The following is a 20126-nucleotide window of genomic DNA, read 5'->3' on the forward strand; positions in this document are numbered from 1 at the left end:
ATTTTCACTACAGATTCTTTATTACTCGGGTATACTTTTTACTGTTGCTCATCACATATATATTTCTAATTTAAATTAAGAGGTGAAAATTTATGGTTAATCAAAAGCTATATCCAATCTTATCTGAGAATTATAAACTTCACATAATTCCATCCGGAGGGTATTTGCAAGGAATTAAAGTAAAGGAATTAAGAGAAATCAATTTAGATGCACGTAATTTATTATTGCTATGTAACGGACAAAATACAATAGTTGATATAGTTGAAATATTGTCAAAAAGATTTTCTTCTGCAGTTAAAAATATTCAAGAAGGAGTAGTTGAATTTATAGTTCATGCTTATTCGCACGGAGATATATTTCTCTCGAATGAAAGCTATAATCGAAAAATAATTACTTCTGGAAATGAAAACTATTTTTCCCCAATAAATGCTTCATTTGAGACTACTACAAAATGTAACGAGAAATGTTTGCACTGTTATAGGAGTTGTACTCTTAATCCGCAAGAACAAGAACTAGACTTAGAGAATACAAAAAAATTATTGAAAACATTATATAATAATGGGATTTACAATATCGAATTAACTGGTGGAGAGTTATTAATGAATAATAACATTTCTGAAATAGTCAAATTATCATGTGAATATTTTGGTTCAGTTTCTTTCTTAACAAATGGTACTATGATAACAAAAAAATTTCTTAATATTCTTGAACCTTATAAAGAACGAATTAGCATTCAAATTCCCTTAGAGTCATATGATGAAGATATACATGATACATTCAGGGGTCTAAAAGGATCAGCCAAAAGAACGAAACGAAACATAAAAATGTGCTCAGAAAGAGGATTTAAGGTTCGAACTAGTACAATGATGACACCATATAATTTATCTACTCTGGAAGAAACTGCTAGATTTGCAATAGAAGAACTTAATGTACAAAATTTTGGATTAAGTAGCATTCTTCCCTTAGGAAGAGGCAAGGATTACATTAATTCATGGAAATATACTGACGAAGAACTTAGTAAATTTGTTTTAGATTCATCAAATATGTCTCGAAAAATCCAAAGTAAATTTCCAAATCATACCAGTAAAATTAATATAGAAGAAGTTAGGAAAAAAGATAATTGCGGGGCATGTAAAGACTCTATATGTATAGATCCTACGGGAGAAGTTCGAACCTGTGTTTCTTGTAATAGTGAACTAATGCCTTTTGGAAATGTTTTGGAAAACACATGGGAAAGTATATGTAATGGAACAAACTTTAAAAAAATGCAGGATGTAATATGGCCTAGTGAAGATTTAGAATCTTGCAAAGATTGTGAATTTTTAGGGTTTTGCAGTCGTTGTCAAATTAGAGCTATCAAAAAAAATATTGAATTATTCAACACAGGTCAAAAAATTTGCAATTGGGCAAAAAATAATAACTTAGAAAGTATCATAATTGAAGAAAGTGAGAAATTTATAGATACAACATTTTGAAAATTTTATTTGTTCTTACACAATTAATATGGAGGTACCTCAATGAATTCTAATATAATTAATGTAGCTAATCTAGAGTTGAAAATTGGAGAATTTAAATTAGATAATATTTCATTTGATATTCCGAGAGGATCAGTGGTGGCTTTAATTGGAAGTAATGGTTCTGGTAAAACCTTATTAATTAAGTGCTTATTAAATGTTTATTATCCAGATAATGGAAGTATTCATATTTTTGGACAAGATATTCATAAATCAGAAATTAATATAAAAGATAGAATAGCATGCGTTTTTGATGACGGATTCTTTTTTGAACAATTGTCTTTAAAACAAATGACTGAAATAATTTCTATCGGATATTCAAAATGGGATCCGGAATTGTTCAAAAACTATATTAATAAATTTGGGTTGGATTTAGATCAAAATATTGATAAGTTATCAAAGGGAATGAAAATGAAATTTGCCTTGGCTTTAGCTTTTTCTCATGAAGCAGAATTATATATTATGGATGAACCAACAAATGGATTGGACATGATATTTAGAGAAGAGATACTTGAGTTTATTAAAACAGAAGTATTAAACAGTAATAAAACTGTGATATTTTCAACACATTTATCAAGTGATGTAGAAAATATTGCAGATTATTTGTTGATATTAAATAACGGAAAAGTTATATTCGAGAATACAAAATCTGCATTTTTGAATCTTCCAAGATTAAAAAACGAAACTACATTTAAAGGAAAGCTATTAGATTTACTTCGAAAAGGAGGTGAATAAGTATGCTGAAAAGAACTACAGTTTTGATAAAGAAAGATTGTTTACTTTTAGGTAGGAATTTATACACATGTATTGGTCTAGCAATACTAATACCAGTATTTATAGCGTTTGGATTTTCAAATACAACATTTGGATCCTCTGCAACTATAACAGCTTTTATGTCCGGTTCTTTGTATACGTGGTTAATATCATATTTCTATTTGGCATTGGAAGAAGCAAAAGCTCCTAAAGCGTATTTTCTTTTAGTATCAATCTATACAAAAAAAGAGTTAGTCATTTCTAGGTACCTATTTTGCCTATTAATATTTTTAGCATGCACAGTTTTTTTTATTCCTATAAGCTTAATTTTTAATAATTGGTTTCCAGGGAATTTATTATTGATAATTTTTTTTGGACTCTCTTTTAGTATTATAATATTGGGTATTTACATGCCAGCGACTTATAAATGGGATATCGATATTAATAAATATTTACTCTCTGTCATATTGCTTGTATTCTCAATGGGAAGTATTCCAATAATTAATTTTTTTGTAAGTAGGATTACTAATTCTAAATTTTTACATTTAAATTTATTATTGGTTTTTTTCGGAAGCATTATAATATTATTTTGTTCAGTAGCAGTCTCAATCAGAATATTGAAAAATAAAAAATAGTAGTATCTAAATAAAGCTATTTTGAAAGGAGACTAGGTATAAATGTTAGAAATTAATAAAGGAGTAAAATTATACTATCTACCAACTAAAAAATTTAATAAAGTACTGTTTATTTTACGTTTTTCGTCAGATTTAGATACAACTACTGCTGCATATAGAACAATAATTGGAAACTTGCTTGAACAAACTAATAATAAATATTCTACAAAGAAAGATATCTTGAGAAAATTTACTGAATTAGATAATACACAACTATCTATTTATACTGGCATACATGGTAAAAAGCACTGGATAAATGTAGTTATTGATTGTATCGAAAATGAAGAGATTATAGCAAAAGCAGTAAAAATGCTGATAGATATAATTTTTGATAATAAATTATTAAATAATGAGTTAAAAAAAGAATATATACTATCAGAGTTTCACAGACTTAATAACGAATTGAGAGGAGTATATGATAACAAGGAAATATATCCTTTATTTCGAGCTCAAGAATTATATTATGAAAATTCAGAATATAATTCTTTAACTAGTTATGGAGATTTGAATGCTTTGAAGGACGTTAATCAAAATATTTTATCTGAGTATTACTATCAAATTTTAAATGAAAATCAAATAGATTTTTTAGTAACAGGTAATATAAATTCACAAAAAATATTTGAATTATGTAAGTTATTTCCTTTTAAACCTAGAATTAAAGATGATGGTATAAAAAACGTTATAGTTCCTAATAACAATTGTAGTTTAGTTCTTAATAAAAAGGAAATACAAAAAAATATTCAATCAAAGCTGATTATGATTTTTAATACTTATACCTACTTTATAGATTCAGATTATTTTGAACTTTTAGTATTTAATGCTTTATTTGGATCGACTCCTAATTCAAGATTATCTTATAGAATTAGAACACGTGAAAGCTGGGCATATTATATTTTTACTAATATCGATCCTTTTAAAGGATTGATAGTCTTACAAACAGGGATTTCTAAAAATATTAAAGCTAAACTTGAGAAAATAATTCTTGAGGAGTTAAAATTAATACAATCTGAAAAATTTTCAATAGGAGATCTCAAAAAAGCAAAAGAAATTGTTAAATTTCAACATGCTTTATTAGATGATGATATAGCTTCAAATTTAGAAAATTCATATCTTTTTAAAAAGTATAGAAATACGGATTGGAACATAGATGAATTCAATAGTGAAATAGATTCAATTAATTCTTCTTCAATAGCCGAAATAGCTAATAAAATAGAATTACACACAAGTCTTTTTCTAGAAGGTCAGTGAATTTTGCTTTGAGTGTTCATATTTTTAATAATTTTTTTAAAGAATATTTTTGTGATTTCGAAATTTGTTTTTAATAAAATAATGGAACGAAACAATGAGTCTAAAATTTACATTCACATATTCATGCTTAGTGGAGTATTAAAATCAAGAAACTCTTATCTTATCAAGAATTAATAAACTACATTAAAAATAAGCGCACTAGAAAATTACTTATAATTTTTCTAGTACACTTATTTTTAATATTTTTTGTCAGAAGATAAGTAAACGGTAATTTATGACTCCGATTTTAGCCATAGTAGTATAGTAATATTTTATAACTTTATAAATTTAATTAATCTACAATGAATTTTCAAGAAACTAATGCAGTGGATATATATAGAAGGTATTAAAATTATCTGGTGTGAATAAAGTTTTTCCCCAAGATATTAAATCTTGCAAATTAATAAGTTCTATAATAGAGTCCATGTCTAAATAAGTATACTCTCCATAAAGATTGTCCTGAAATTTAATACATAATTCATCAAGAGAGTTTTGAACACTCAAAAAGTTACCTAATAATTTTTTTTTGGCTAAATTCAATGATATCTCATTTAGATCTGAATTTTTATCAAAAGTAATAAAGATGTTGTATAGATAATCTACCACTTTATTTGCATCTTTGCTACTGCTTAAAATTGTTGCAAAATGGAATGGTTCGTCTAAACAAAAATCAAAAACTAAATTCTTGGTAATCATTCTAGAATGATTTAAGATTTCAACAGATGTTGAAAACTGCCCCAAAAGAATTTCCAATAAAAGTTGTATTGAAACCTTGTATTTATAGATTTGAAGATAGTCTTCTGGAAGACTTTTATTTCCTTTAAACCCAATTATAAAATATTCTTGAGTTATATCCATTTTAATTGAATCTAAATGTTTCATCTTGGGAGAATTCACTAGTAGTTTTTTACTATAGGTTTTAGTATGCTTTTGAGAATTTTTTTGTTTTATTTCAACAAGCTCTATAAGTTTATGAATATCTATCCTCCCTGTAACTAATAAATACATATTTTTTGGATGATAAAAATTATCAAAGGCTCTGTATAAAGTTTCGGCTGTTATGTTTTCTATACTTTTTTCAGTCCCACATATTTGGCTACTTATAGGGTGAATACCATACATATTGTATAGTATTTCTAATAATAAGTTATTCTCAACCTGATCATTGTACATTCTAATTTCTTGTTTAATAATTTTTCTTTCTTTTTTCAAGCTTTGATCGGAAAAATACGGAGTTTGAATTAGCTCCAATAAGCTATGTAGATTATCAAAAATATTACTTTGAGTTGAAAATAAGTAAGAAGTTTTTGTGTATGAAGTAAAAGCACTAGGAATTGCGTTATTTGAATAAAATGTTGAAAATAAGTCTGCATCCTCTTTTTCAAATAATTTATGTTCTAAAAAATGTGCAGTACCATAAGGGAAATTTATTTTTATTCCTTCTGTAGTTATACATTCAGTATCAGTAGAACCAAAATTTACAGTGAGCATTGCAATCGTTTTTTTATATTCAGGTTTTGGAATATAATATATTTTTAAACCGCTAAATATAGTAATTATAAATATGTTCGACTTACCATTTTTTTTTTTGAAATCTGCCATTTTCTCACCTCTATAATTTTATTTATAATCATCTAATCACAATTTCGAAAGCTATTTTATCTAATTTCTCGTTATACTACAATAGTACAGAATTTTTGGGAAATATTAAATAGTTGTTTGTGACATAAATAGTGCTTTTTATTACATTTGAAAATCTAATAGATAAAAAGCTATATAATAAATTAAAATATAAGCTTATTTTAATTTATTGATAAATAATAGAAAAATAGAAGGGATGACCTATTGTGAAAAAAATAATGGATGGGAATGAAGCTGCTGCTTATATTTCTTATGCCTTTACTGAAGTAGCTTCCATTTATCCAATAACTCCTAGTTCTACAATGGCTGAATTAATTGATAAATGGTCCACAGAAGGCAAACTAAATATTTTAGGGAATACAGTTCAGGTTACTGAAATGCAATCAGAAGCAGGTGCAGCAGGGACTTTGCATGGTGCACTAAAAACGGGTGCTTTAGCAACGACTTATACTGCATCTCAAGGATTATTGCTCATGGTTCCTGTAATGTATAAACTAGCTGGAGAATTTTTACCAGCTGTGTTTCATGTATCCAGTCGAGCACTAACCACAAATGCCCTCAGCATTTTTGGAGATCATAGTGATATTATGGCTGTCAGACAAACCGGTTTTATTCTTCTAGCCGAGAGTAGTGTTCAAGAAGTTATGAATCTCTCAGCAGTGGCACACTTAGCAGCAATTAAATTAAGTATGCCAGTATTAAATTTTTTTGATGGCTTTCGAACAAGTCACGAATTGCAAAAAATTGAGCCGATTTCTTATGAATCATTGGCAGCTCTTTTACCAAAACATGAATTGGAGCAATTCCGAAAAAAAAGTATGAATCCTAACCATCCAACAGTCAGTGGGACTAATCAAAACCCGGATATTCATTTTCAACAAAGAGAAACAATTAATAAAAAATATATGGAAATTCCTGAGACTATTGAATACTATATGCAACAGATTAATTCTATTCAAGGAACTCAATATAATCTTATTGATTATTATGGTGTACCAGATGCTAAAGAACTTATTATCTCTATGGGTTCTGTTTCAAATACTATTCAACAAGTAGTCGAAGAGTTAAACAACTCAGGTAGAAAAATCGGACACTTGAATATTCATCTTTATCGGCCATTTCCTATAAAAAAATAAAAGAAGTCTTACCAAAAACTGTAAAGAAAATAGCTGTATTAGATCGAAGTAAAGAACCTGGAGCAGGTGGGGAATCTTTACTATTGGATATTAAAAATACCTTTTATGATAGTGAACAAAGGCCTGTTATTATTGGTGGCCGATACGGACTAGGATCAAAAGATGTCACTCCTAGTCAAATAGTAGCGGTATACAACCAATTGCGATTACCCAAAGAAAAAGTAAAAGATAACTTTACGATAGGTATTACCGATGATATGACCTATCTCTCGCTTCCTACCCAGGAAGTGAGAGACTTAACGCCTACCAGTACCTATCAAGCAAAGTTTTGGGGATTTGGATCAGATGGTACCGTAAGTGCGAGCAAGTCTACAGTTAAAATTATCGGAAATCACACAGACAAGTATGTACAAGGCTATTTTGTTTATGACTCGAAAAAATCTGGTGGGCTAACGACAAGTCATCTAAGGTTTGACGATGAGCCTATACGATCAACCTACTTAATTGAACATGCAGATTTCGTTTCATGCAATACGACAGCTTATGTAAATAAATACGAGTTATTAAAAGAGTTAAAACCAAAAGGAATTTTTCTTTTAAATACAAGATGGAGTACCGAAGAGTTACAAAGAAAGTTACCTCGGAAACTAAAAACAGAGCTTATTCAAAAAGAAGCAGAATTTTACACCATTGATGCGACAGGATTAGCCAATCGTTTAGGACTTGGGAATAAGATTAATATTATCATGCAAACAGCCTTTTTTTATTTGTCAAAAATCATACCCTTTGAAAAGGCGAGCAACTATATAAAACAATCGATTGAGATGAATTATCAAAAAGCCACCCAGGAAATTCTTGAAAGAAATATAGCTGCTGTAGATCAAACAATCGCTAATATTAATAAAATTACTCTTTCTAGCGATTGGATAGAAAAAGAACAAAAAGAAGAGCAGAACGTAGAAGATAAACACTTACCTAAATTTATTTATAAAATTGCACAACCAATAGCGAAACAACAAGGAGATTCGTTAACTGTAAAAGATTTAATAGCGAACAAGATGACAGAAGGAAACATTCCTCTAGGTACAGCAGCGTATGAAAAAAGAGGCATAGGATTAGAAGTACCAGAATGGATAGCTGAACATTGCACGATGTGTAATGAATGCGCCTTTGTCTGTCCACATGCAGCCATTCGTCCATTTCTTGCTGATGATGAAGAAGCTGATGGAGCACCGGAAGGATTCATTACGCGTAAAATGAAAGGACAGGATGGATTAAATTATCGTATTCAAGTGTCAGTAGAAGATTGTACAGGATGTGGGCTATGTGTGGCGGGTTGTCCTGCTAGAAAAAAAGCTTTAGTAATGAAACCTTATGAGGAAATGAAGAAAGAAGCAATGAATTGGGCTTTTGCAATGACACTTAAGGAAAAAGAAGTTAGTTCCAAGCGGACAAGTGTAAAGAGTACACAATTTAAAAAGCCTTTGCTAGAGTTCTCTGGTGCTTGTGCGGGGTGTGGAGAAACGCCCTATGTTAAATTGTTGACACAACTATTTGGGAGTCGAATGATGATTGCGAATGCAACAGGATGCTCTTCTATTTGGGGAGCAGCATCACCAATCAGTCCGTATACAACCAATTCAGATGGCACCGGTCCAGCTTGGTCAAATTCATTATTCGAAGATAATGCAGAATTTGGCTATGGAATGCATTTAGCAATGAAGAAAAGAAGAGACGACTTAGCCGGCGAACTGCAAATGTTAAGTAAGCAAAGCACTATTTCTGATGACTTAAAACAAGTGATTCAAGAATGGTTGGTAAAAAGGAATGACACAGAAGGAACCAAACAGCGAGCACATGACTTGTTGCATAGACTTGAAATGGAAAGAACCAATGATTCTAAGATTGACTTATTAATCAGTAAAAGTGATTTATTTGTTAAACCTAGTCAATGGATTATTGGTGGCGATGGCTGGGCCTATGACATTGGATATGGAGGAATTGACCACGTAATTGCTAGCGGGGAAGATGTAAACATACTGGTTATGGATAATGAAGTTTATGCGAATACAGGTGGACAAACATCAAAAGCAACACCGACTGCTGCAATAGCCAAGTTCTCTTCTAGCGGAAAATCAATTGGAAAAAAAGACCTCGGCTTGATGGCAATGAGTTATGGGGATGTTTATGTCGCTCAAATTTCAGCAGGTGCCAATATGATGCAAACGTTGAAAGCTTTTGAAGAAGCTGAAAAATTCAAAGGTCCTTCACTTATTATTGCGTATACTCCTTGTATTACACAAGGAATTCACGGTGGAATGTCACAAGCTTTAAATTCAGCGGAAGAAGCTGTTGCAACAGGGTATTGGTCGTTGTATCGCTACAATCCTTTGTTAATATCGCAAAACAAGATACCGATGATATTGGATTATAAAAAACCAGATTTTCATCGTATGATTCACTTTATGAAAAAACAAGATCGATTCTCCTCCCTTATTAAAGTAGATCCCACAAAAGCAGAAATACTTTTTCAAAAAACTGTAAATGATGCAAAAAGACGATTTTTTACTTATGCAAAGTTAGCAGGAATAGAAGAAAAATTACGAGCAAAACTTACTCAAAACTGAATAACAAGAACTTCAAGAGAGTGTAGCGTGATACCTCTCTTGATTTGTTAACCATCTAATAAATAAAAAGTAAGGAGCGAAAAAATGGTTCAAGCTACAATAGTATATGCAAGTTTGACAGGAAATACGGAAGAAATTGTTGAATATGTCACTGAATTATTAGAAAAAAAAGAAATAACTGTTTCTCTTGTACATTGTGACGATTATGATGAAACTGAATTTATAGATTCTGATATTTGTATTATAGGCACTTATACTTATGGAGAAGGAGAATTACCAGAAGAAATTGTTCCTGTATATGATTCTATACTTGGATTAGGTTTTTCTGACAAAATTTTTGGTGTGTGTGGTTCGGGGGATACTCTTTATGAAGAGTATTATTGTCAATCTATTGATGATTTTGAAAAAGCATTTGAACAATCCGGAGCAATAAAAGGTGCTGAAAGTGTCAAAGTAGATTTAGATATGGAGGAAGAGGATGAGGAGGTTTTAAAACAATTTGTTAACCAACTAGTTACTTCAATCTCCGCATGATAAAATAGTACTATAAAGAATGATATTGTTGATTATGACAGTTAGTTGGTAGAATGTTACATAATGAAAACTTCTGAACTAATTTATATTATAGTAAGAATATATGAGCAATGATTTCTTTATAAAAATATCCCAATCGTGAAAGTAGGAGATTCTATGGAGAAATTGAAAATTGCTATCTGTGATGATGTGCCTATGGTAACTAGTGCACTTGAAAACTATTTAAGAGACTATCCGGATTGTAACTTTGAATGTGATTGTTTTAACAAAAGTAATAAATTAATTGAATCAGTTAAAACAACAAAATACGATATCTATTTATTAGATGTTGAAATGCCCGAAAACGATGGGTTAGAAGTTGCTCATGAAATTAGAAAAAGAGATTTCGATGCGTATATCATTTTTATTACTTCTCATGTGAATTATATGAAAGAAGTCTTTCAAGTCAATACCTTTGATTACTTGTTAAAACCAATAAATCGGGAAGTCTTATATCAAGTAATGGATCGAATTCTTAATTTTATTGAGAACAGAATTGATAAATTCTGTTATGTCAAAAGAAATAGCCAAATTATTGTTTCTTTAAAAAATATTATCTATTTTGAAAAACAAGGAAGATATGTAATGATTCGAACAAAAGAAAATACAGATAGATTTATCCTATCGACCCAGGAATTATTAGAAAAATTGAATAAAAATTTCATTCAAATTCATACTTCTTTTGTTATTAATTTGAATTATTTGAAACGAACTTCAAGTGACAAAGTTATTTTATCTATTTCACATATGGATAAAGACGAGACTGTTACTCTTCAAATTAGCAGAAAATTCAGAACTCAAGTTCGAGAAGAAATTATGCGATTTATGGGAGGGAAACTAGGCGTATGACAATTTTTTTATTGCTTATTACCTCGATTCTTGATGTTTGGATAATAACTAAATTTTTTTCAATAATGGCCAAAGAAAAAGAAAAGAAGTATTTACCATATTTGGGCATCATTTTTCCTAATCTTGGAATCTATTTAACTTATCTATTTCACTTTTCAGATTTAATAACGGCATTATTAAATCTAAGTTCCTATATTCTTTTTTTATTATTTATTAGTTACAGCTTTTATATGCGTTTTGCTTATCGAGTTGCTTCTATAGGAATATATGCTCTAATTGCCCTTTTAAGTGAGAGTATCTCCGCTTTTATTCTTACTTTTATATTAAGTACATCAGATAGATTATTTTTGGAATTTGGAAATGTTCTTAAATTGGCGATAGAAATAGCTATTGTATTCATTATAATTATACTTTCTAACAAAAAAATCTTTCAGAAAATTCAATTGACTAAAACCATTACTATTATTTCCCCGCTTTTATCAGTAATTTTACTAGTTTGTTATATGTTGTTTTCTTATGTTATCAATTATAAAAATAGTTTATTCTTTTTTTCAATAATATTTATTTTTCAAATTTTATTTTTGAATTTTTCCATATTCATTCTATACAACAGGATGAATGTAGAAAAAGAAAAAGAAGTGGAATATCAAAAACTACAACAGAATTTGGAAAGACAAAAAGAACAGTTAAACAACGCTATCATCTCTCAAAATCAGCTTCAATCAATGCGGCATGATCTGAAAAATAGCGTTTTAGTACTCGCGAGCTATATCGAAGAAAAGAAATACTCAAAAGCATTAAATTTTATTACAACTATTCAAGAAGAAGTCTCTGACGTAGAAAGAAAAATGTTAGAGAGCTATACACCGAATCAGGAATTAAATTATTTACTTTTGCATAAAATTGGTTATGCAAAGTCTCAAGGGATTTCTACCCATGTAGAATGTTTAGTACCTGAAGATTTAGTTATAGATAACGAAATACTTATAGCCATTATTGGCAATTTACTTGATAATGCGATTCATGCTTGTAGGGAACTTAGCGAAGAAACGTTTCCACAAATCTTTTTAAAGTTAAAATATTATGATGAAAGCTTATTTATTGACATCAAAAACTCTGTCCAGATAAATTTTGATTTAGCTAAAATAAAAGAAGGAATCGGAATTAAAAATATTAAACAAAGTGTTGAGAAAAATAGTGGTATTTACAGACAAATTCTTGAGGAGGATAAGTACTGTGTACAAATAATATTATGGGATTATAAAGGAGAGAATGAAAATGAATAAAAGAAGTTTGTTGGATCTTGTTAAAAGTTTAGGATTGATTACTGCTTCATCAACTGTAAATTTTTCTTGCGTAATTATCTTAGGGCAAGAGAAATTACCGAATGAAATGAAAAAATTGAGACGGTTTTAAGATATGAGAAAAGCAATAAGTAGCATTACGAATTATTTGATACAAGAAAAAATCATTGGCGAAGAAGAAAAAAGCATTTATCTGTTTGGATTCACTCTTCTTTTTAAATATTTTGTTAGTATAGTATCAATTATTTTATTAGGAATTATGAGCCAGTCTTTAAAAGAAGTTCTGGTTATTGTACTATTTTGCGTTCCTGTAAGAAGTTACGCAGGAGGTGTACATCTAAAAAAAGATAATTTCTGTCTGTTTTTTTCAGTAATGATTATTCAGCTGATAGTCTGGATAAATGAGCTTTATCCTTTTAATTTAGTTGTCAATATCTTTCTATTACTAGTATCTTGTCTATTAATTGATTTAATTGGTCCAGTTGACAATAAAAACAAACCTTTAGACAACATTGAAAAAGAAATATTTAAAAATAGGTTACAAAAAGTTTTATTCATTCAATTGATTGTTTTTTTTACGATGATTTTATTAGATCAAAATGAGTTTGTCACACTGACTACTTTAAGCTTTTGTGTAAATTTATTTTCCATGTTATTAGGGAAATATTTTAGAAATAGAGAGAGTAAATTCTTCTTATAAAAAGAATTTACTTTACCAAAAAAACTTTTAATCGTTTGAGAAAGAAAGTGAATGGATTGAGTAGTTATTTATTTACATCAGAATCTGTAACAGAAGGTCATCCAGATAAGTTAGCAGACCAAATCAGTGATGCTATTTTAGATGCCATTCTAGAACAAGACCCTTTAGCAAGAGTCGCTTGTGAAGTAGCAGTAACAACTGGACTCGTTCTTGTGTTTGGTGAAATTACAACCAATGCTTATGTAGATATACAAAAAATTGTTCGACAAACTATCCGTGATGTGGGTTATTGCAAGATGAAATACGGATTTACTGCTGATACTGTCTCCGTTTTGGTCGCACTTGATGAACAATCTCCAGATATTGCTCAAGGAGTAGGGAAGATAAGTCGCACAAATGAAGAAGAGAATGAATTGGGCGCAGGAGATCAAGGATTGGTATTTGGGTTTGCCACAAATGAAACGCCAGAATATATGCCTTTATCTATTGCATTGAGCCATCAACTTACATTACGTTTATCCGAAGTTAGAAAAACAAATGAGTTGAATTACTTGGGGCCAGACGGAAAAAGCCAAGTAACGATTGAATACAATTCAGATGGCACCGTTCATCGAATTGATACTGTGGTTATTAGTACGCAACATGATGAAGAAGTTGACTATAAACTATTAAAATCTGACATCATTAATTTGGTTATTAAGCCTGTTTTACCATCTGATCTGTTAGATGAACGAACAAACTATTTCATTAATCCTACAGGTAAATTTGTTATTGGAGGACCACAGGCGGACGCAGGATTAACTGGAAGAAAAATCATTGTAGATACATACGGTGGTTATGCCCGACATGGAGGCGGTGCATTTTCTGGTAAAGATCCTTCCAAAGTAGATCGGTCAGCCAGTTATGCAGCAAGATATATCGCTAAAAATATGGTAGCAGCAGGTCTTGCAGATAAAATGGAAATTCAATTATCTTATGCTATTGGTAGGGCAGAGCCAGTCTCTATAAGTGTAGATAGTTTCGGGACTTCGAATGTTTCAGAAAGTAAATTAGTTCAGATTATTAGACAACTCTTTGATTTAACTCCATCAGGAATCATAAAAATGTTGGATTTGAGAAGACCTATTTACAAAAAAACTTCGAGTTATGGACATTTTGGAAGGAAGGATATTTTTTTGCCATGGGAACAAATTGATAAAATTGAACAAATTAAAAATTTAGTATAAGTGAAAGTAGAAGGCTGATTGAATAATTTTGAGTTAAAAGAAAATATTGCATTTGAACAAAGTAAGGTTTTACTAGATTCTGAAATTATTCCTCTTTTGGAGCAAAATGGTTTTGAACCTTCTGGGGGAGAAGTACAAAAAATTGCTTTAGCATGAGCTGATTTTAAAGGAAGTCCAATTATTATTTTAGATGAACCAACAGCAATGGATCCTAAGTCTGAATATGAATTTTACAAATGATTTAACATTTTAAATAGAAAAATCTGGAGAATAGGCCAAACTTTATAATATATAGGCACAATTTTACAATGAAAATATCCATGTAAACCATTCACACAATCAAAGAGTTGAACTCACATAAAAACTAAACAGCAGTTGAAATTTGGCTTACCAGATTTCAACTGCTGTTTTTTATAAAAGCGGAAAAATATAGATGACAAACTCTAGTTGTAGATTATCACCAGGAGTATCGAAACTAATATTTAAGATTTCTTCAATCTTACTTAGACGATGTAGCAAGGTATTCCGATGAATAAATAAATTTTCAGCAGCTTTGGTAATATTTCGGTTTGCTTGATAATAAGCTTGAAGGGTTTTTAAATATTCACTTTTATTTAAACTATCAAATTGTCTTAATGGCGTAATAAAACGTTCGGTAATTTTATGCAAGCCATCAACTGACAAATGATCTCGGATGATATGTTTTAAAAAAACATCATCATAAGAAATAATCCGATTAGAAGAATCCAAAGAAGCATCGCTATTATAAATATCTAATGTCTGTAACGCTTGTTGGAAAGAGACATATATCTGCTTGATATTGGGTACAGTAGGTCCAATTACCATGGTAATATCGGGTACATTAGATTCTTTTGCTAATTGATTTAATAAGGATTTTCCAATGGTATTCATCGTTTTTAAATATTCTTTTTCATCGGCAGGTGGGTCTTGTATTAATAAAATAAATGAATTACTGTATTCAATACAAATCATTTTCTGACGATAGCCAATCAACATTTGATTCAGTCGTGTACTTAAATTCATCATTTGACGATTAGAATGAGCGACAGTATTAGTTGAAAGAATAGCGATAGAATAAATAGCATCAGTTTTTAGCTGATAGTATTTAATAAATTGCATTAAATCATCTTCATTCTGATATTTGTTACGGATGATTTCAAAAAACATTTCATTCCGCTTTTGATAGCTTTCAATATTTAACGAATCTTCCAATTGTAGTTGTAATAATAAATATTGTGCAGCAACTTTTAGTTCAATAATATCCAACGGTCCTAATTCATGCATGGTATTCCAAATAATTAAATAAGAAATAATGATGGTGTTCTTTTTAATTGGGAAAATTCGAATAGGCACTGTTTCTTGACCGAAGTTAAAGTCTAAATTTATAGGGTCTTGATAAAAGCGCAAGGATGAATTGATTCGCTCACTTAAAAATTGCTGGATATATTGAACATTTTGCGGTTTTTTTAAGATATTGGAAATTCGGATTGGATTATTGGGAAGGTCAGAATAAAAGGTAGGATTAAAATTCTGATCCAACAATGCAACGGGATTTTGGATGGATTCAGATAGTTTTTGAATCACATGTTTACTCCCATTTCCTGCTTCTAAAATTCGATACATTTTATTGTGCATCGAAACTTCTAATGAGCTGACCATTCCTTGATTAAATTTATGATTTTGGTTAATAATTGAGATAATCTCTGTGAAATTGTAATCATAAGGAATAGATAAAATAGGAAGATTGACTTTATTCGCCAATTTAACCATTGATTCAGGAATTTCATCGAAATAACGTTGTAATTTAAAACCAAGAGCGGAACAATTCATTTTAGCTAGGTCGCGAATTAGTCGCTTTTGCATTGCTTCATCATCTTTAAAAATAAATCCTGTTGTCAATAACATTTCTCCAGGTGTCAGCCAATCAAAGGCATCCGGATTTTCCATAATATTCACTTGTAAAATTTGATTTTTGATATTTTTTTCACCAGCTAAGAGGGTGACTCCTTTTAATTCATCTAAATGTAGTAAATCTTCTACTGTTAACATCGTTAAAATCCTCCGACTATCTATTTTATCCAATCAAACGCAACATTCATTGGAAATATTCCTAATTGAATCCGCCTTCAAATGATTTAAAATATTAGTATAAGCATGTTTAGTTAATAACTAAACGAAACTCAGAAATAATTCTCTATTTCTATCATAATCTATAAAAGAGAAATTATCCATTAGTTGAAAAGAAAGCGAGAATTATTTTTACTAATTTTAGTATGTGTCTATCACTAAAAGAAGAGGACACATAAATTGGGAGGGATAAAATTAAGGTAAAAACGTAGTGTTAACGGAGAGTACAAGGAAAAGTAACTCTCACAAGTATCAACCTATCAAATAGGAAGTCAAGGAGGACAACAAATGAATTTCACAAAAGTATTCAAAGCAGGTTTGTTGGCAGTAGTATTAAACTTATTATTACCAACAGCAGTGTTTGCACAAGAGTTAGAAGTCCAAGCGCCAACAGGTTTTGCTGCAATTCTTACATTGATTCCACTGATTGTGGTATTAGTCTTATTGTTTTTAAAGGTAGATATGATTATTGCAGGCTTAGTTGGGGGAATCTTAGCAGTTATCATTGGAGGTATTAGTTTAGCGGATGTAAACCAGCAGATACTTGATGCGATTCCAACAATGTTAGGAATCACTGTTCCAATTATTAACTCAGCAATAGCAATGGCCGTGTTTAAATCTGGTGGTTACTCAGCTGCCTTAGCTTTAGCTAAACGAGGAACGAAAGGCAAAGTTGAATTTGTCTCAGTATTTATCGTTATTTTATTAGCGGCTGCAACCTATATGTCAGGTATCGGTGGTGGTAGTGCGATGGTCATTGCACCACTAGCTTTTGCGGCAGTAGGTGTAGTACCTGAATTAATTGCTGCAATGTCTTTAGCAGCTGCCGTATCATTTACTACGTCACCAGCATCCTTAGAAACAAGTATCACTTCACAATTGGCTGGCATTGATGCAGCAGAATATGTGACAACAATGCGTCCATACTGGTTATTCTTTGTAATTTTAGCATTAGTCTTAGCTTATTGGGGAACAAAACGTCGTGGAATTGGTTTTAAAGAAGCAGCTGATGATGAGTATAGCAATATGTCGAATGGTCAACTATTTAAAATAACCATTCCAGCAATTTTCTTATTATTTGCCGTAATCTTTGGTCCAGTAGTGAATAATTTAGTAGGTATAGCAATCTTCACGCCATTAACTTATATGGTAGTGACTCTTGCGTTGATCTATCTATGTACTAAGTTTGACATGAATGAATCAGTAACAGCGATGGTTGATGGTTCATCTTATATCTTAACTCGTTTATTCCAAGTAGGTATTTTCTTAGGATTCATCAACGTTATTGCAGCAACTGGAACATTCTCAGTTATTGCAGGCGTTGCCAATAATGCACCGACAGCAATTGTTATCCCAGTTGCAGTATTGACAGGTATTTTAATTGGAATTCCAGCAGGTGCTTACGTTGGATCAGTATTGACGTTAGTATTACCAGTTGCCGTTTCATTAGGTTTCCCAGTTGTTGCTCTAGGTTTTGTAACTATGGGTGTCGGTTTAGGTAGTCAAATGAGTTTTGTAAATATTACAATGCAAGCATTATCTTCAGGATTCCAAACACCAATTTTGGATATCGTTAAAGGAAATGTGAAATGGATTAGTCTTGCATCAGTGATTTTATTAATCATCTCATTTATCTTTGCATAAAGATAACGATTCATTTTGTAAGTTGTTTTAATTCAAATTGTTTTAGTTAAATAAGGTATCAAATAAAAGAAAGTAGGGACGTATTATGGATTTAATTATTAGACAAGCTCGTCTACAAGATAATGAGGAGTTAAAGGATATTGCCGTTCAAGATGGGAAAATCATTGAAATTGCCGACGCTATCGAAGGCAGTGCTGCTAAAGAAATTCAAGCAGAAGGACGCGTATTGATTCCAGGTCTAATTGAAAGTCACATTCATTTGGATAAAGCTTTAATTGCCAGCCGCAAACCTAATAAATCAGGTACGTTACAAGAAGCTATCAAAGTCACAGCAGAATTGAAACCAACCTTTACTAAAGAAGATGTGTACAGTCGTGCAAAACAAGCCTTAGAAATGATTATCACTAGTGGCGTAACGACTATTCGTACACATTCAGAATTTGATCCGGCTCAAGGATTTACTGGTTTTGAAACTATTTTGCAATTAAAAGAAGAATATAAAGATTTAGTAGACATTCAAGTTGTCGCATTTCCTCAAGAAGGGATTTTTAAAGCACCTGGTACAGAAGAAATGATGTATCAAGCCATGGAAATGGGTGCGGATGTAGTTGGAGGAATTCCTTATAACGATGCTCCAGCTAATGACCATATTGATTTAGTCTTTGAAATTGCTAAAAAGTATGGAAAAGACATTGATTTACACCAAGATTTTGCGGATGAAGCAGACAATTTATCTATTGAATATTTGTGTAAGAAAACCATTGCAGAAGGATATCAAGGACGTGTATCAGTGGGACATCTAACTGCTCTACATGCTTTGCCAGAGGTTGAATTGCGACCAATTATCGAATTAATGGCAGAAGCTGATATTAGTGTGATGGCTTTACCAGCAACTGACTTACACTTAGGCGCACGCTCGGATGAATACAATGTCCGCAGAGCTGTTACACCAATTCGTAAATTACGTGATGGTGGTGTAAATATGTGTATTGCGACGAATAATATTCGTAATGCCTTCACCCCTTATGGTACAGGTGATGTAATGCAAACAGCAATGTTAGCTATTCCAGTTGCTCATTTAGGTGGGGCAGATGATTTACCAACTGTCTTGCCAATGATTACAACGAATCCAGCACGAGCAATTGGGTTGAAAGATTATGGGATTGAAGTCGGTAATCAAGCAGACATGGTTTTATTAGATACGAAAGTTGTCAATGATGCGATTATTGATTTACCAACTCGTCTTTTCGTTATCAAAAATGGTCGCGTGACAGTTGAAACAACTAAAACAGTAACAGTTAATCGCTAAAATATATGTTTAACAAAATAGATATACGCCGACTCGTCTCTAATGATTGATGAGTCGGCGTTATTTGTTTGCTTTTGAAAAGGTTTTGCATCACAATCTTAACAAGAAATACAGTTAAGATTTTTTAGTAGCCTTATTTATTACTGGTTTAATTAGTCGCTTGTTTATGAGCTTAGTTGTTGCGAAAGATTGAGCAGAAATTGCGATGCTAAAGGCTCTTAGATTTACAAACCAGGATATATCTTTTAGAAAATTAAATCAAATAGACTTCAAAGACGTGTTAATCTTTGAAGTCTATTTTTTAATAATAAATACTTAAATTTTGAACATTTTAACTTGGGATAATTAGACAATGAAACGTTGATTTTTGTGTTTTATGACATAAATAGATGATTTATTTAATCGTTTTACGACGTTCAGGGCAAAAAAAGCAACGTTTGAGCTATAAATAGTTTAACGACCGATTAATATGATAAACTGCCAATAACTAATTATCGCAATAGAAAAGAAAGAAGTGAATATAAATGGCAGAAATTAAAATTGGAAAATTCATCGAAGCAAAAGATCCAAATGAAGAGTACGTGAATGGAAAAATAGAAAAAATTTTACAAAATACTGTTATTATTGTAGACAAAGAATTCAATCGATTTCTCGTTCGAAAAAAAGATTTAGAACAATCACAAGAAGTCTTAACAAACAATCATTAAATAAAATGATTAATGTCAGATGGATCAAGAAATA

Annotated in this window: 15 protein-coding genes and 2 pseudogenes; 15 read left to right on the forward strand and 2 right to left on the reverse strand. The window is 30.9% G+C overall.

The window, feature by feature from the left end; translation table 11 throughout:
- Window positions 1-92 precede the first annotated feature (92 nt).
- From AC4BC7_RS02685 to AC4BC7_RS02700, 4 genes are read left to right on the forward strand one after another with little or no spacing between them, the layout of a single operon-like run.
- Complete coding sequence (locus AC4BC7_RS02685) at window positions 93-1475, forward strand: radical SAM protein (RefSeq protein ID WP_490503768.1); 1383 nt, start codon at window positions 93-95, stop codon at window positions 1473-1475.
- A gap of 42 nt (window positions 1476-1517) precedes the next feature.
- Window positions 1518-2249, forward strand: a complete 732-nt coding sequence (locus AC4BC7_RS02690) for an ABC transporter ATP-binding protein (RefSeq protein WP_490503769.1) — start codon at window positions 1518-1520, stop codon at window positions 2247-2249.
- 2 nt (window positions 2250-2251) lie between these two features.
- Window positions 2252-2902: an ABC-2 transporter permease gene (locus AC4BC7_RS02695; RefSeq protein ID WP_490503770.1), complete on the forward strand. Its 651-nt coding sequence runs from the start codon at window positions 2252-2254 to the stop codon at window positions 2900-2902.
- 42 nt (window positions 2903-2944) lie between these two features.
- Entirely contained in the window at window positions 2945-4189 is a 1245-nt protein-coding gene (locus AC4BC7_RS02700; protein ID WP_490503771.1) for a M16 family metallopeptidase, read from the forward strand.
- A gap of 357 nt (window positions 4190-4546) precedes the next feature.
- Here AC4BC7_RS02700 and yfmH read toward each other — a convergent pair whose 3' ends face one another.
- Entirely contained in the window at window positions 4547-5830 is a 1284-nt protein-coding gene (gene yfmH / locus AC4BC7_RS02705; protein WP_490503772.1) for an EF-P 5-aminopentanol modification-associated protein YfmH, read from the reverse strand.
- A gap of 257 nt (window positions 5831-6087) precedes the next feature.
- Here yfmH and nifJ point away from each other — a divergent pair.
- The 8 genes and pseudogenes from nifJ to AC4BC7_RS02745 all read left to right on the forward strand — a co-directional run.
- Window positions 6088-9632: pseudogene (gene nifJ, locus AC4BC7_RS02710) on the forward strand (pyruvate:ferredoxin (flavodoxin) oxidoreductase).
- An 84-nt stretch (window positions 9633-9716) separates the two neighbouring features.
- Window positions 9717-10166: a flavodoxin gene (locus AC4BC7_RS02715; RefSeq protein WP_490503773.1), complete on the forward strand. Its 450-nt coding sequence runs from the start codon at window positions 9717-9719 to the stop codon at window positions 10164-10166.
- Window positions 10167-10322: 156 nt separating this feature from the next.
- Entirely contained in the window at window positions 10323-11054 is a 732-nt protein-coding gene (locus AC4BC7_RS02720; protein ID WP_490503774.1) for a LytR/AlgR family response regulator transcription factor, read from the forward strand.
- On the forward strand, window positions 11051-12340 hold the full coding sequence (locus AC4BC7_RS02725) for a sensor histidine kinase (protein ID WP_490503775.1): 1290 nt from the start codon (window positions 11051-11053) through the stop codon (window positions 12338-12340). Before AC4BC7_RS02720 ends, AC4BC7_RS02725 begins: the two co-directional genes overlap by 4 nt.
- Window positions 12333-12470 carry an AgrD family cyclic lactone autoinducer peptide gene (locus AC4BC7_RS02730; RefSeq protein WP_490503776.1) on the forward strand — a complete coding sequence of 46 codons (138 nt, stop codon included), beginning with the start codon at window positions 12333-12335 and terminating at the stop codon, window positions 12468-12470. The genes AC4BC7_RS02725 and AC4BC7_RS02730 overlap by 8 nt, the downstream gene beginning before the upstream one ends.
- 3 nt (window positions 12471-12473) lie before the next feature.
- On the forward strand, window positions 12474-13058 hold the full coding sequence (locus tag AC4BC7_RS02735; RefSeq protein ID WP_490503777.1) for an accessory gene regulator ArgB-like protein: 585 nt from the start codon (window positions 12474-12476) through the stop codon (window positions 13056-13058).
- Window positions 13059-13105: 47 nt separating this feature from the next.
- Complete coding sequence (metK, locus tag AC4BC7_RS02740) at window positions 13106-14284, forward strand: methionine adenosyltransferase (RefSeq protein WP_490503778.1); 1179 nt, start codon at window positions 13106-13108, stop codon at window positions 14282-14284.
- A 114-nt stretch (window positions 14285-14398) separates the two neighbouring features.
- Window positions 14399-14521 (forward strand): annotated as a pseudogene (locus tag AC4BC7_RS02745) (ATP-binding cassette domain-containing protein); the annotation flags it as partial.
- Window positions 14522-14695: 174 nt separating this feature from the next.
- Here AC4BC7_RS02745 and AC4BC7_RS02750 read toward each other — a convergent pair.
- A complete protein-coding gene (locus AC4BC7_RS02750; RefSeq protein ID WP_490503779.1) occupies window positions 14696-16354 on the reverse strand; it encodes a PucR family transcriptional regulator in 1659 nt (552 codons plus the stop codon).
- Window positions 16355-16720: 366 nt separating this feature from the next.
- Here AC4BC7_RS02750 and AC4BC7_RS02755 point away from each other — a divergent pair, with 366 nt between their 5' ends.
- The 3 genes from AC4BC7_RS02755 to AC4BC7_RS02765 all read left to right on the forward strand — a co-directional run bounded on the left by AC4BC7_RS02755 (window position 16721) and on the right by AC4BC7_RS02765 (window position 20092).
- A complete protein-coding gene (locus tag AC4BC7_RS02755; protein ID WP_207940373.1) occupies window positions 16721-18076 on the forward strand; it encodes a citrate transporter in 1356 nt (451 codons plus the stop codon).
- An 85-nt stretch (window positions 18077-18161) separates the two neighbouring features.
- Entirely contained in the window at window positions 18162-19385 is a 1224-nt protein-coding gene (locus tag AC4BC7_RS02760) for an amidohydrolase family protein (RefSeq protein WP_207940374.1), read from the forward strand.
- Window positions 19386-19909: 524 nt separating this feature from the next.
- The gene (locus AC4BC7_RS02765) at window positions 19910-20092 is read left to right on the forward strand and encodes a hypothetical protein (protein WP_207940375.1); all 183 of its coding nucleotides are present in this window, start codon (window positions 19910-19912) and stop codon (window positions 20090-20092) included.
- Window positions 20093-20126: the final 34 nt, after the last annotated feature.

This window comes from Enterococcus sp. AMC1623, assembly GCF_058216495.1.